The organism is Sphingobium sp. HDIP04, assembly GCF_000445085.1.
Lineage (GTDB): Bacteria > Pseudomonadota > Alphaproteobacteria > Sphingomonadales > Sphingomonadaceae > Sphingobium > Sphingobium indicum.
The window spans coordinates 40,449-53,329 of the sequence record NZ_ATDO01000055.1; the positions used below are offsets into that span (position 1 = coordinate 40,449).

General features: G+C 64.5%; 14 protein-coding genes. All 14 read right to left on the bottom strand.

The window, feature by feature from the left end; translation table 11 throughout:
- Positions 1-8: 8 nt before the first annotated feature.
- On the bottom strand, positions 9-938 hold the full coding sequence (cpaB, locus tag L286_RS29455; RefSeq protein ID WP_029986686.1) for a Flp pilus assembly protein CpaB: 930 nt from the start codon (positions 936-938) through the stop codon (positions 9-11).
- A 67-nt stretch (positions 939-1,005) separates the two neighbouring features.
- A complete protein-coding gene (locus tag L286_RS29460) occupies positions 1,006-1,203 on the bottom strand; it encodes a Flp family type IVb pilin (RefSeq protein WP_020821140.1) in 198 nt (65 codons plus the stop codon).
- A 24-nt stretch (positions 1,204-1,227) separates the two neighbouring features.
- Positions 1,228-1,419 (bottom strand): Flp family type IVb pilin, encoded by a 192-nt coding sequence (locus L286_RS29465; RefSeq protein WP_021223144.1) that lies wholly within the window; start codon positions 1,417-1,419, stop codon positions 1,228-1,230.
- Between the two features lie 871 nt (positions 1,420-2,290).
- Positions 2,291-3,076 (bottom strand): DUF2569 family protein, encoded by a 786-nt coding sequence (locus L286_RS29470; RefSeq protein WP_013040515.1) that lies wholly within the window; start codon positions 3,074-3,076, stop codon positions 2,291-2,293.
- 145 nt (positions 3,077-3,221) lie between these two features.
- Positions 3,222-4,898: a sensor histidine kinase gene (locus L286_RS29475; protein WP_020821137.1), complete on the bottom strand. Its 1,677-nt coding sequence runs from the start codon at positions 4,896-4,898 to the stop codon at positions 3,222-3,224.
- A gap of 120 nt (positions 4,899-5,018) precedes the next feature.
- Positions 5,019-6,932 carry an excinuclease ABC subunit UvrC gene (gene uvrC / locus L286_RS29480; RefSeq protein ID WP_020821136.1) on the bottom strand — a complete coding sequence of 638 codons (1,914 nt, stop codon included), beginning with the start codon at positions 6,930-6,932 and terminating at the stop codon, positions 5,019-5,021.
- Positions 6,933-7,268: 336 nt separating this feature from the next.
- Positions 7,269-7,895 carry a F0F1 ATP synthase subunit B family protein gene (locus L286_RS29485; RefSeq protein WP_025160884.1) on the bottom strand — a complete coding sequence of 209 codons (627 nt, stop codon included), beginning with the start codon at positions 7,893-7,895 and terminating at the stop codon, positions 7,269-7,271.
- Complete coding sequence (locus tag L286_RS29490) at positions 7,888-8,382, bottom strand: F0F1 ATP synthase subunit B family protein (protein ID WP_020821135.1); 495 nt, start codon at positions 8,380-8,382, stop codon at positions 7,888-7,890. The genes L286_RS29485 and L286_RS29490 overlap by 8 nt, the downstream gene beginning before the upstream one ends.
- 88 nt (positions 8,383-8,470) lie before the next feature.
- Positions 8,471-8,698 (bottom strand): F0F1 ATP synthase subunit C, encoded by a 228-nt coding sequence (locus L286_RS29495; protein ID WP_004207392.1) that lies wholly within the window; start codon positions 8,696-8,698, stop codon positions 8,471-8,473.
- Between the two features lie 53 nt (positions 8,699-8,751).
- Entirely contained in the window at positions 8,752-9,537 is a 786-nt protein-coding gene (locus tag L286_RS29500; protein WP_013040519.1) for a F0F1 ATP synthase subunit A, read from the bottom strand.
- A 51-nt stretch (positions 9,538-9,588) separates the two neighbouring features.
- Positions 9,589-9,909, bottom strand: coding sequence for an AtpZ/AtpI family protein (locus L286_RS29505; RefSeq protein WP_007685346.1), 321 nt, complete (start codon positions 9,907-9,909; stop codon positions 9,589-9,591).
- Positions 9,910-10,098: 189 nt separating this feature from the next.
- On the bottom strand, positions 10,099-10,500 hold the full coding sequence (locus L286_RS29510) for a YdbL family protein (RefSeq protein ID WP_007685344.1): 402 nt from the start codon (positions 10,498-10,500) through the stop codon (positions 10,099-10,101).
- Positions 10,497-10,685 (bottom strand): YnbE family lipoprotein, encoded by a 189-nt coding sequence (locus tag L286_RS29515; protein ID WP_007685342.1) that lies wholly within the window; start codon positions 10,683-10,685, stop codon positions 10,497-10,499. The genes L286_RS29510 and L286_RS29515 overlap by 4 nt, the downstream gene beginning before the upstream one ends.
- Positions 10,682-12,881: intermembrane phospholipid transport protein YdbH family protein (locus tag L286_RS29520; protein WP_037492981.1), on the bottom strand; the 2,200-nt coding region annotated here is incomplete at its 5' end. The genes L286_RS29520 and L286_RS29515, both read right to left, overlap by 4 nt.

Below are 12,881 nucleotides of genomic sequence, written 5' to 3' on the forward strand. Positions count from 1 at the left end.
GCAAGGACTTAGCGGGAACCATAGCGCTTCACCTCATAGCTGGTGCCGGTCGTGCCGCGCACGATTTCGACCGATGCGGTTGACGGCAGGGCGTTCATGTTCTTCGGCACGGCGCGGCGCGCCGGGCGGAAGGCGGAGGCGGGACGCGGCGGCAGATAGGCCATGTCGGCGACGCGGGCGCGGGGACCGGCATAGCCGCCGACATAGGCGCCGTCGCGCAAATCCTCTATCCCCACGGTCTGCACCGCCGGATTGGGCTTGTCGGTCAGGTTGCGCAGGACCAGCGTGAGCTGCCCCACCTGCTGGGCCAGGACCAGCTTCTGCGCGTCGACCTGGTTGACCTCCAGCGTGGCGGTCTTGCCGACGGCCGGGTCTTTCGACGTGTCGTTGGCGTTCTGGTCGATGGCGATGACGCGGGTGCCTTGCAACAGCACGTCGGTGATCTGCTGGCTGGCGCCGCCCATCGGGTCCTGGAGCGTGCGCGTCACGAAGACGTCGACCGTATCGCCTGGAAGCACGAAGCCGCCCGCGGCGGCCACATCGCTGACGCGGACGGCGACGGCGCGCATTTCCGGGGCGAGCACCGCCGACATGGTGGCGCGCCCTCCTTCTCCGGAGAGCTTGGAGGCCAGGATCGGCTCGCCCGGCTCGATCTGCCGGAGGACGACGCGGCCCTTGCCGAGCGAGGTCAGTTGGATGGGATCACGGAAAGCGCCGGGCGGCACCGAATTGGCGGGCCAGTCGACCACGCGGATTTTCTCTGCCGTGACCGCCGATCCGAAGGGCAGCGAGACGGTCGCCACTACGACCTTCGCCATTCCGCCTTCCGCCTGGGGCGCCTTTTCAGCGCTGGTCAGATAGGAGTTGGCGATGAAAACAGCCGCGAGGCCCAGCAATATCGCCAGGCCAAGGACTATGAGAGATCTGCGCTGCCCCACGACAACTCCCCCCGGAATTGAAGTTTACGGGAAGGCCAATCAGTAACCGGCCTTCCTATTTCATTGATTAGCAATTTGCTGCCGGAGCATTACCGGTGCCGACCGTCGCAACGCAATTGGTCGCCGCATTCATCGAGTTCTTGATCGCGCCGCCCAGATTCCAAGCAGCCAGTGCGATGCCGGTGCCGACAATCGCCAGGATCAACGCATATTCGGCGGCCGACGCACCACTTTCGTCAGCCCACAAATTTTTGAGAAAAGTCATGTCTTTTATCCCTATAGCTGTTGCTTAACAGGTCGGCGCCGTGTTCGTGCCCACCGTCTTGATGCAGTTGGTGGCAGTGTTCATCGAATTCTTGATCGCGCCGCCCAGGTTCCAGGCAGCCAGCGCAATACCGGTGCCGACAATCGCCAGGATCAACGCATATTCGGCAGCCGACGCACCACTTTCGTCAGCCCACAAGCTTTTCACAAAAGTCATCACTTTTACCCCTAGTAGCTGGGAGCAATTCCCAGTTGCTCTTGCACAGCTCCACGGTAGGGGCCTGTCCACCTCGCGACCCCGGCGTCGGTATGCTCCGATCGCCAGGCAGTTGGCAGTTCCCGTAGAACTTGCGATCAAATTGAAGCAAAGCTGATGCAAGTCAACATGGTAAAAAATATGTTTATTTATCAGTATCTTATGGCAATTTTTTGTTAACCTTTTCCTTCAACCAATTTCATTTCCATAAGTAAATGATAGTAGTTGCTGAATATATCTTTGGATATATGCTTTTAGGAAATTAGGGATTTTTGCCAAGTTTATTGAAATTTTTATTTTTTATATTTTTGATATTTGCAATAAATTCAAAAATATCAAGAATATTTCTGTATTTATATTTAAAATAATATAGGAATTACACCTGTTGCAACAGCGCTTATTTGAGCAGAATAGTTGCACTCGCAAAGCCGGATTACCCGTTCGGCTAATACCTTCGCTCTAGGCTATTCGGGACAGGCCCATCTCATGACTTGAACGGCGCCGCCGCCCGCATCTCTGGAAATCGTCGCGAATCAGCCACGACTCGGCTTGCAAAGCCCCGTAAACAAAGCGGTTTGCATCTGTCCCATTCAGGAACAATATCGAGCTTGCCACCCTGCCGCGGGGGAATTTGGCTTGGAAGGTCCAATGGAGATGTAAGCGCGCCGTGCTCCCCAAGAAGGCTGGCGCTTCTTGATAGCCCCGGTTCAAGCAATAGGAGGAGCCGCCCGGGACGGAACTCCTGCTTTCGCAGTAGCACGACCTGCCCCGGGGACGAGTTTAGAGGTCGCTTTCCATCCGAATTTCCGGCCTGAAGCCTGATCCCGCATGCCTAGCTCGCGCTCACCCGATGACGGAAGGTCAGATTTACGCGATCGGACAGCAGCAGATAGGGCAGCCAGATGGCTGCGCTGATCAGCACCTTCTTCACATTGCCCGTCAGCATGTTCAGCAACGCGGCATCTACGCCATGGGGCACATTGTCGATCCCGGCGACCAGATGCGCAATGCTGATCTGCGCCAGCAGATCGATGCCCCATACCATTACCAGGAAGCGCGGAAAGAGCGGCGCCAGCCGCAGCGCCATGGCGAAGGCGAACATGTAGAGGCTGGACAGGATCACCACGTCCGCCAGCATCACGCTGTACAGACCGACGAACCACGGCGGCGAATAGCTGCCCAGGGCGGGAATGGAGCCGAGAAATTCCAGCGTGCGCACCGGCACGTTCAGCGCGATCCCCACCAGCAGCGACGCCATCACGCCATAGAGGCCGAATTGCGACATCTCCCGCGCCTTCAGGCAGTCCACCTTGCGCCAGCGCCCGACCTGCGCCAGCCGAAAGGCAGGCTGGGCATGGATGCGTCCGGCCGGAAACAGCTTCAATCCCAGCAGCAGCGACCCGACGGGCGCACCGACGACCAGCAGGTAGGGCAGCAGGCCCGTCCCGCTTCCCCAGGGCGTTCCGCTGTAGGGCGTCGCGGGAAAGGCCAGGCGCAGGCCGCAGGCGAAGGCGGCGGCCATGATCCAGATGGCGACGATCCGCTCCAGATTGACCTGCATCGACAGCACGACGGCCACGCTCTTGCGGTAGAGACGGTCCCTCACCATTCGCACCATGGAACCGGACCTCCTCCGAACGCCAACCTCTCCGCGACTATCTGCGATGTTGGTAAACGCCAGGTAAATGCGCGGCCTGGGGAAAAGTTCTACGGCGCCGAACGGATATGGCGAGCCATCGGAAAAGATAAAGTCCGGCCGCCCCTCACTTGCGCGGAACGGTGATGCGGATGGTCGTGCGCCCGCCGATATTCTGGAGGAACACCTCCCCGCCCAACATCTGTATCCGCCGCATCAGCGACCGCGAAGGCACCGCCCCGCTCGACCCCAGCCGCGCCATGTTGGGGACGCCGTCGTCGCTGACCTGGAGGGCGATGCGGTTGCCGTCCGGCTCCAGCGCGAAATTCACCATGGTCGCCCCCGCATGGCGCACCGCATTGGCGACGATCTCCCGCACGGCGAAGCTCAGTTCCCGGCCGATCAGCGCGCTGGTCGCGCAATTGCCGTCCTCCACCTTCAACTCGCAACCTATGCCCCATTGCTCCCCCAGGGAGCGCACCACCATCGCCAGCGTTTCGGGCAGATAGGCGAAATCCTCCTCATCGGCTTCCGGATTGATGATCCAGCGGATCGTGGCGATCTGGTCCTTTGCGATGCGGTCGACATTCTGGATCACGGCGCGCGGCTCAACCTGCTGCCCGCCCAGCAGCGGCGCGATCTGGAAACGGATGCTGGCCAGCGCCTGCAGGACGCTGTCGTGCAGTTCGCGCTGCAACCGTTCCCGCTCCCGCGCGCCGGCGATGACATGGGCAAGGTCCAGGCTGTTGCGGACGGTCAGTTCCTCGCACGCGCTTTCGAAGACCCGCTGGGCGATGGCGACGCGGTCCTCATGGCAGGGATCGCCCAGGCGGGCCGCTCCCACCGCCTCGAAAGTCCCGATGGTCACCCTGACGGTCAGCAGCGTTTCGGCGTCCAGCAGCGACGTCCATGCCCGGCCGCCCGCGGACAATGGCCGCAGCACGGCTATTCCATCGGCCGACAGGGAAATCGACGCATGTCTCTTCCGGTCATGCCAGCCGGTCTCCGCCGTCAGCAGGTTGCCGAAACCCACTGACGGCATTTCCCGCGCCGCGCTGCTGGCGAAGCGCGGGGGCTCATGGCTGGCAAGGCGGAACAGCACCGCAACACCCTGCCCGCCGGTCGCAAGCCGCAGGGCATGGAGCAGGAACGGGCCGTGATCCCCGCCGGCGGGCGGCAGCTCGCCCTCCAGCAAGCGCCGGTCCCGTTCGAATTCCAGCAGCGTTTCCCGGCGCGGTCCCAGCAACACGCCGGTCACCAGGATCGCCACCGCCAGAAAGCAGGCGCGAAGCACGATCCGCTCCGCTTCGGGTTCCGAAGGCAGGGAAATGATCTGGTCGGCCCATGTGGTGCCGACCGCCACCAACCCGGCCATCAGGGCGACCAGCAGGTGCAGCCGCCGCCGCACGATCAACGCCACTTCGATGGCCACGAAGAAGCTGCCGGAAAAATAGGGGCTGTTGGACGGGTTGGTGACGACCAGCAGCGCCAGGAACAGCAGCGTGTCCAGATAGATGACCGGCCGCCTGATCCGCATGTCCGTCACCCAGGAACGCGACGACAGGAACACCGCGGCCAGCGCCAGCAACAGCATGAGCAGGATCAGCGCATGCTCCGCGATCTCCGCCCAGTGGCGGGCGCTGGAGAAGCCGAAGCTCACCACGGCATAGATGACGGCCAGCAACAGCCGGGTGAAATTGAGCGTCTGCCAGGGGCGCAGGGCCGACAGCGTCCGCGCGTCCCACCAGCTCAAGCGCATCGCGATTTCGCCCGGCCCATTCATCGCGTGACGCACATCCTTCATCCGGCCCGATGCATATTGTCTGGCGGGCCGCTCCTTATGGAAAGGAAATCATGCCCCGGTCAAATGGCGATGGTCAAACGGGGATGGCTCCGTTCGTCGCAGGGAATGCCCTGACGCCGATCAGCCGTGGAAATAGTCATAGACCTGCTGCGCCACAGCCTTGGAAACGCCCGGCGCCTTCAGCAGGTCTTCCAGCGCCGCGCTTTTCACCGCCTTGGCGGTTCCGAAGTGCATCAGCAGCGCCTTCTTGCGGGACGGGCCGATGCCCGGCACCTCGTCGAGCGAACTGACGGTGATCGCCTTGCTGCGCTTCTGCCGGTGCGCGCCGATGGCGAAGCGGTGCGCCTCGTCCCGCAGGCGCTGGAGGTAGAAGAGCACGGGATGGTTGAGCGGGAAACTGATCTCCCGCCCGTCAGGCATGTGGAAGACCTCCCGCCCTTCGCGCCCATGGTGCGGCCCCTTGGCGATGCCGATCATGCAGACATCCTCTATGCCCATATCCTCCAATATGGCGCGGGCGGCGGACAATTGCCCCTTGCCGCCGTCGATCAGCACCAGGTCCGGCCATTCGCCGCTGTCGCGATCCGGATCCTCCCGCGCCGCCCTGCCGAAGCGTCGCTCGAACATCTCGCGCATCATCGCGAAATCGTCCTGGGAGGTTTCGGGGTTCTTCATGTTGAACTTGCGATAGGCGTTCTTGCGGAAACCCTCCGGCCCCGCGACCACCATGGCGCCCAGCGCATGGCTGCCCTGGATATGGCTGTTGTCGTATATCTCTATCCGGTCGGGCACGCCCTCCAGGCCGAACGCCTCCACCATCTCCTCCAGCACCTTGGCCTGGGTGGTGGTTTCAGCGAGGCGGCGGTCGAGCGCCTCCACGGCATTGCGCTGCGCCTGTTTGATCAGGCGGGTGCGCTCGCCGCGCTGCGGCACCTCTATCCGGACCCTGGAGCCGATGCGTTCGGTGAGCGCCTGCGCCATCAGTTCGCATTCCGCCGGCGCGCGATCGGCAAGGATCAGCTTGGGCGGCGGCACCTCCTCGTAGAATTGCGCCATGAAGCTGGCCAGCACCTCATCCTCCGCCACTTCGGCGGTGTGGACGGGGAAGAAGCTGCGATGGCCCCAATTCTGCCCGCCCCGGATGAAGAAGGCCTGGATGCACATCGCACCGCCCCTGGCCGCGAGCGCGAAGATGTCCGCATCGCCCAGCCCTTCGGCATTGATCGCCTGGCTGCCCTGGATGAAGGTCAGCGCCTTCAGCCGGTCTCGCAGCACCGCCGCCTGCTCGAAATCCATGGCGTCGGATGCCGCCTGCATCGCCTCCCCCAGTTTCTTCTGCACGGCGGTCGACTTGCCGCCCAGGAAATCCTGCGCGTCCTTCACCAGTTCGCCATAGGCGGCGTCGTCGATCCTGCCCACGCAAGGCGCGGAACAGCGGCGGATCTGATAGAGCAGGCAGGGCCGCGAGCGATTGGCGAAGAAACTGTCGGTGCAGCTTCTCAGCAGGAACAGCTTTTGCAGCGCGTTGATGGTCCGCGTCACCGATCCGGCGCTGGCGAAGGGGCCGTAATAGCGACCCTTATATTTGCGCGCGCCGCGATGCTTCTGGACGCGGGGGAAGTCATGATCCTCGCGCAGCAGGATGAAGGGGAAGCTCTTGTCGTCGCGCAGCAGCACATTATAGGGCGGGCGGAACCGCTTGATGAGCTGCGCCTCCAGCAACAGCGCCTCCGCCTCGCTGTTGGTGGTGACGATCGTCATGGAACGGGTCTGGGCGACCATGCGCTGGAGCCGCTTGGGCAGGCGGTCCACCTGGGTATAGCTGGTCACGCGGTTGCGCAGCGCCCGCGCCTTGCCGACATAGAGCACGTCCCCTCGCGCATCCTGCATGCGATAGACGCCGGGGCGCGTCGGCAGGGCCTTAAGCGTGGTGCGGATCGCCTCCACGCCCGCCTCCATGTCGGGCTGGCTGCCGGTGACGGTGAACGCCGCCTTGTCTTCATGGAAACGATCGGGAGATTGCGGGCCGGACATGCGGCAGAAATAGCGGGCCGGGCGAGGATCGCAATGGCGCCGGCGGATTGAGATGGCAAAATAGGGGGGGTCGGGTGGAGAGCGGACCTCTCCTATTCCTCCCCATCTTTGATGGGGAGGGGGACCGCCGCTGAAAGCGGTGGTGGAGGGGATGGGGCACGACCTCCGAATTTCCCCTCCACCATGCTTCGCATGGTCCCCCTCCCCACGCTTCGCGTAGGGAGGATTTAGGGGCCGCTAATGGCCCACCCAAACCACAAACGCCCACACGACCAGACAAACAAAAAGGCCGGCGCGACGATCCGCACCGGCCCTTTTTCCACCCCTGGAACAGGCTCAGACGCTGGGGCCAAGCCCCTTGATCGCGTCGTCGACCAGCAGCTTGTCGGCCTTGGCGTCATGCCCCTGCGCGATCAGCGACGCGGCGGCGCCGGTGGCGGCGCGCACGGCTTTCGTCCGGATGTCGGCGATGGCCGCGCGCTCGGCCGCGCCGATCTTGTCCTCCGCCATCTTCTGACGGCGCGAGACGAGAGCGGCCGCATTGGCCTTCGCATCCTCCAGCAGCGTGGCCGCCTCATGCTCGGCCGACTTGCGCATCGTCTCAGCCTCGCCGGCGGCGGCGGCCAGCCTGGCTTCATATTCGGCCTTGAGCGCTTCGGCTTCGGCGCGCAGCTTGGAGGCTTCCTCCAACTGCGCCTTGATCTGGGCGATCCGGCCGTCCAGCGCGCCGCCGATCAGGCCGGGCACCTTCTTGACCAGCAGGATCAGGATGAACACCGCCATCGCCAGGCTGACCCAGGCCGTGGCGTCCATGCCGACGGCCTTCGGGTCGGTATGCGGGGCCACGCCTTCATGGGCGACGGTGCCGACCGGCTCCATCCCCTCGGCATGGATAGCCTCGTTCAGGTGCGGGGCTTCCGCCCCACCCTGCTCTCCAGCTTTATGCTGTGCTGCCTCAGCCATGGGCCAGTGCCGCCTTTACTGCGTTGCGGGCTGCATCTTCCGACGCGTTGACGCCGGAAATGCGAGCCACCATGTCGCGCGCTGCGTCAGCGGCAACGGTTTCAATCTCTGCCATGGCTGCGTCGGTTGCAGCCTTGATGCGGGCTTCGGCCGCGGCGATCCGGCTTGCGATGTCCGCATCGGCGGCGGCCAGCCGGACTTCGGAAGCCTTGGCCGCCTCCGCCTTCGCCTTGGCCAGGCTTGCCTGGGCGACGGCGCGGCTTTCGGCATCGCGGGCGCGATAGTCGGCCTCCGCCTCGTCAGCGCGGGCGAAAGCCGCCTTGGCGGCATCCAGATCGCCGGTGATCTTCGCGTCGCGCGCATCGGCCGTCGCCTGGACCTTCGGCACCATGCCGAGACCGATGACGAAGAAAACGAAACCGAAGGTCAGCAGCAGCCAGAAGATCTGCGATGAATAGGTTTCGGCAATTTGCGCGATTTGAGGCATTTTTCGGGTCCGTCCGATCGGGGCGCGGTCAATCAGGGAACGGGCATGGATGACATGGAGTCATCTATGCCCGCCCCAAAGCGGCTGTTCAGGCCACGAACACCAGGATCATGGCGATGACGAACGCCAGCAGACCCAGAAGTTCCGCGGCGGCGAAACCGATGAACAGGCGGCCCTGCTGACCGTCGGCGGCGCCGGGGTTGCGCAGCGCGCCTTCGAGGAACGAGCTGAAGACGTTGCCCACACCGAGGGCGGCGATGCCCGCACCGATGGCGGCCAGGCCAGCACCGAGCAGCTTTGCGGCTTCTGCGTCCATGTTCTAAACTCCTTTTCTAAATTCTATTCGAACGTTGAGGTAATGACGGAAAATCAGTGCAGGTTCTCGGCATCGTTGATGTAGACCGAGGTCAGCAGCGCGAACACATAGGCCTGGATCACCGCGACCAGCACTTCCAGGGCGCTGATGCCGATCATCAGGATGAAGCTGGCGCTGCCGACGGTCAGGCCGTAACCGACGCCCGCATTCGATGCGTTGATGACGAAGCCCGCCAGCACCTTCAGCAGCACGTGGCCGGCGGTCATCGCAACGAACAGTCGCAGCCCCAGGCTGAACGGGCGCACCATGAAGGAGATCAGCTCGATCGGGAAAATGACCGGGATCATCGGCAGCGGCGTGCCGTGCGGCACGAACAGCGAGAAGAAGTGCAGGCCATGCTTGTAGAAACCCACCGCCAGCACGATCGAGAAGCTCATGATCGCGAGCACGCCGGTCGCGGTGAAATGGCTGGTGAAGGTGAAGGGGTGCAGGCCGACCAGGCCGAGCGGCAGCAGGCCCAGCAGGTTCGCCAGCAGGATGAACATGAACAGCGAGAAGACATAGGGTATGTACTTCTTGCCGCCCTCGCCCACATTGGCGATCAGCAGGCTCTTGATGAAGCCGGTCATATATTCGACCGCCATCTGCCAGCGGCCGGGGACCAGTTCCCGCTTCATGCCGCCGACGACGAAGATCCACAGCACGACAGCGGCGGCCACCATATAGAGGGCGCTGTTGGTGAAGGCGATGTTGAAGCCGCCGATCGACAGATGGTCCGTACCGAACAGCGGTTCGATCGCAAACTGGTGCATCGGATCGATTTTGCCGGATTCTGCCACGCTGGACCCCTGTAACGCCTAAACCTTCGGACCAAGATAAAAGCGTCCCTGTCAGTCGGGACGCTTCGTCGTCGTCAATCTGATGATGTTCCTGAACGCCGCCACGATCCCAAGACCGAGGAATGCCAACAGGAGCCAAGGGGATGTCCGCAGGAAGTAGTCCAAAGTCCCACCCACCACGGCACCGCCGGCAAGACCGCCGATCAGCTCCGCGAGAACCCTGTTGCCCAGGCGCGACCCATCGTCCGCCTGCTGCACCTGTGTCCCCTGTCTGACCTTTTCGGCTTGTTCGGCCTGTGCGATCCGCTCCTCCAAAGAAGCGATCCGCGCATCCTCCCCCGCCGGGTCCTGCCCCGGTGCATCCGCTGCCATGCCGCATCCCTCCGTCCAGGCTTTAGAAGCCAACGTCAGGCGGCATGGCGGTTACGGCTGCACCCGTCAAGGCGCGGCCCGTTTAGAAAGGGCTTTGGGGAGTGTCAACCGTCGTTGGGCAGGAGATTTTCCCGCCCGAACGAAGCTGGGTCCAAAGTCCACTAGCGCGGCCGGGCGACCCTTGGCAAATCAGCCGGCCGTGGCGCAATAGCCCGGCAGCGCGATGGGGCCGGCGCCCTTGGTCTGCCACGCGCCGGCGCCGATGCGATAGACCTGGCCGGGCTTCACCCGGCTGCTGAGCGTCTGGCATCCCGTCGCCGCCGCGACATCCTGCACCGTCACGCCGCGCTTGCCGGCAAGGTCGGTATAGGCGGCCCTGCGCTTGATGTTGATCGATTCGACCTCCTGCCGCACCGCGTCGCTGACCGATCCGGCAATGCCGAGATAGCCGTCGGCCTGTTCGCCCACCGTCCCCGCGCTCATGGCGGCGGCGACGGCGCCGGATTGCGCCCGCGCGGGGGAGGTCATGACCAGGCCGGTCGCCAGCGCCACCGCGGCCGAGGCAGCGATCATCAAGAACTTGCGTGTCATTGCGGGAACAACTCCGGATTATTCTGGATCAAATCCTGCGCGTCGCGTTGCAGGCGGACGACGACTTCCTGCTGCACCTTCACATTGAGGTTGATCTCTATGGGCTTGTCAGGCGCCTTCACCTGGATGCAGCCCCCCAGGGCCAAACCGGCGAAGCCCGCCGCGATGATCGTTCGCTTCTTCATTTCTGCTCCCCGTTTCGCATAGTTTCGCTTTCGGCAGGCTGAACTGCAACCCCCTGTTGGCCCATCCTGGACCGCATCGCCTCCTGCATCTGGTCGCCTATGCTGTTCTGTATGAGGGTCGATGGGTCGATGAAGGATTGCGCCGTTCCCAGGAGGCCCCGGAAAGGCGCGGCGATCCGCACGTTGAAGATGAAGGGAAGGCCGGTGAAATTCCGCGCCAGACCCGCCGGCGCCCCGCCAATCTGCCCGCGATTGACGCCGTTGAAGACGACGTTCGTCACCATTTCGCCGTCCAGCGCGCCGTCCATCAGGATGGTAAGGCATTTATATTGGAGATTCTTGAGCGCATCGAAGGCCAGCCGGCCCATCGCGCCCAGTTGCTCGTTGGACACCGGCCCCACATAGGACAGCGTCCCCGACTGGCGCGTCGGATCGCAGGGGATGGTGGGCAGAACGCCCTCCGGCATCATCAGGGGCGGCATGCCCTGCTGCCGCGCGGTCAGCACGCCGCCCGCCACGCGCCCGCCCTGCGCGTTAAAGATCAGAGGCATGATGCCGTCGAACGTCCCCGTGGCGGAAATATTCTTAAGGTCCATCGCCTGGATGAAGGCGCCCGCGTCCAGGCCGATGACGCGGAAGGTCATGTATCGGTCGACATCGGCGCTGAAATCCATGGTCGTCGGCAGCAGGACCAGTTGCCCCCCGGAAAAGGGCCATCCGCCCCCTTCGATCCGCACCTTCTGCCCCGCTTCCAGCCGATAGCGCACATGGCCGTCGCGAACCTCCACGCCCGGATTGACCGACCTCATCCGCACTTCCTGCCCCGGCGCGCTGACCAGGCCGAGCAGGTCGGTGAAGCGCAGTTCGCCCGACAGCCCTTCCACCGGGCCGAAAGCCGCCGCCAGGGCGACATTGTCGGTCCGGAACAGGCCGTCGCTGGTCACATGCGTTCCGTTCCAGCGGATATGCCCTTCCCCGCTGACCTGCGCGGTCACATTGGCCACCACGCCAAGGGCGAGGCGGGTCACATCCTCCGGCTGCAGACCCGGACCAAAGGACAATCCCGGAACCGCCAGATCCGCCTTGCCGCGCCCGCTGCCCAAGTCGTGCGCGATCACGGCACGGGCGACCAGCGCGTCGTTGCGCGGCGCCCGCAGCGATCCGGTCGCGGCGATCCTCGAATCCTTCAGCGTCAGCGCGAAGTCGGGGACGTTCAGCGGTTCGAACCGGCCCGGCGCCTGCGCATCGCGCACCGTCATCCCGGCGGCCAGCTTCAGCGCGCCGTCGGCGAAGCTCCAGTCGCCCGCGCCATTTTCGACGATCAGCGGCACGGACCCGATCCGTCCGCCCGCGCCAGTCAATCGGCCGCCCAGCCCCTTGGCCGTCGCCTTTCCGGTCAGCGTCGCCGCGCTCAGCCGAACCGGCGAATCCTGCGGCCCGATCGCCAGTTCGGCATTGGCGAGCGCGAAGCCCTGCCGCCCCATGGCAAGGCGGGCGCTGTCGGCGGAAAGGCGCATCGGGCTATCCCCGCTTTTCCCGGCCAGTGCGAGCTTGCGGATTTCGGCGCCGCCGCGCACGCCGCCCGGCCCGACCGCCAGCAGCGACCGCCCGACGGGGCACAGCGTCTGCCGGGTCCGCCCAAGCGAGAAATTGCCATAGCGCGCCTCGATCAGCGAGATCGGCACGCAGCGCGGGTTGATCGCCAATGCGCCGTCGGCGCTCATCTGCCCTTCGACGGGCGCCGCCAGCCCGCGCAGCCTTCCGCCGGGAAGCGGCCCGTCGAGCCGCAGCTGCGTCGAAAAGCGCGTATCGCCCTTCGGCCCCGCGACGAACCGCACCGGCTCCAGCGACAGCCTGGCATCGCCCGCCGCATAGGGTTCAACGAACAATTGTCCGCCCAGGCCTCCGCCCGGCCGACGCGCCAGCCGCAGCGCCGCCCTGGGAAATCCGCCGCCCTCCGTCGTGATAGCCCCGTCAAGCGCCCAGTCGACCGGCTGTCCGCCCTTGCCCGGCCAGCCGACCGTCACGCGGCCGCCCCCCGGAATGGCGATCCGCGCACCGCTGCGCGCCGAAAATCGGGCATCGGTCAGGGCCAGGCTGCCTCCCTTTCCCCGCTGCGCAAAGGCGAGGCCCGTTTGCAGGACATTGTCCTCGCCCGCCCGCCGCACCGCATCGGCGAGGCGCGCCGCCAAGGGG

Bases quoted from the DNA above. Each gene is read 5' to 3' on its own strand.
- uvrC (WP_020821136.1), bottom strand. From the start codon at position 6,932: ATGTCCGGCCCGCAATCTCCCGATCGTTTCCATGAAGACAAGGCGGCG.
- L286_RS29510 (WP_007685344.1), bottom strand. From the start codon at position 10,500: ATGACACGCAAGTTCTTGATGATCGCTGCCTCGGCCGCGGTGGCGCTG.
- L286_RS29475 (WP_020821137.1), bottom strand. From the start codon at position 4,898: ATGAAGGATGTGCGTCACGCGATGAATGGGCCGGGCGAAATCGCGATG.
- L286_RS29505 (WP_007685346.1), bottom strand. From the start codon at position 9,909: ATGGCAGCGGATGCACCGGGGCAGGACCCGGCGGGGGAGGATGCGCGG.
- L286_RS29515 (WP_007685342.1), bottom strand. From the start codon at position 10,685: ATGAAGAAGCGAACGATCATCGCGGCGGGCTTCGCCGGTTTGGCCCTG.
- L286_RS29465 (WP_021223144.1), bottom strand. From the start codon at position 1,419: ATGACTTTTGTGAAAAGCTTGTGGGCTGACGAAAGTGGTGCGTCGGCT.
- L286_RS29470 (WP_013040515.1), bottom strand. From the start codon at position 3,076: ATGGTGCGAATGGTGAGGGACCGTCTCTACCGCAAGAGCGTGGCCGTC.
- L286_RS29485 (WP_025160884.1), bottom strand. From the start codon at position 7,895: ATGGCTGAGGCAGCACAGCATAAAGCTGGAGAGCAGGGTGGGGCGGAA.
- L286_RS29460 (WP_020821140.1), bottom strand. From the start codon at position 1,203: ATGACTTTTCTCAAAAATTTGTGGGCTGACGAAAGTGGTGCGTCGGCC.
- L286_RS29495 (WP_004207392.1), bottom strand. From the start codon at position 8,698: ATGGACGCAGAAGCCGCAAAGCTGCTCGGTGCTGGCCTGGCCGCCATC.
- L286_RS29490 (WP_020821135.1), bottom strand. From the start codon at position 8,382: ATGCCTCAAATCGCGCAAATTGCCGAAACCTATTCATCGCAGATCTTC.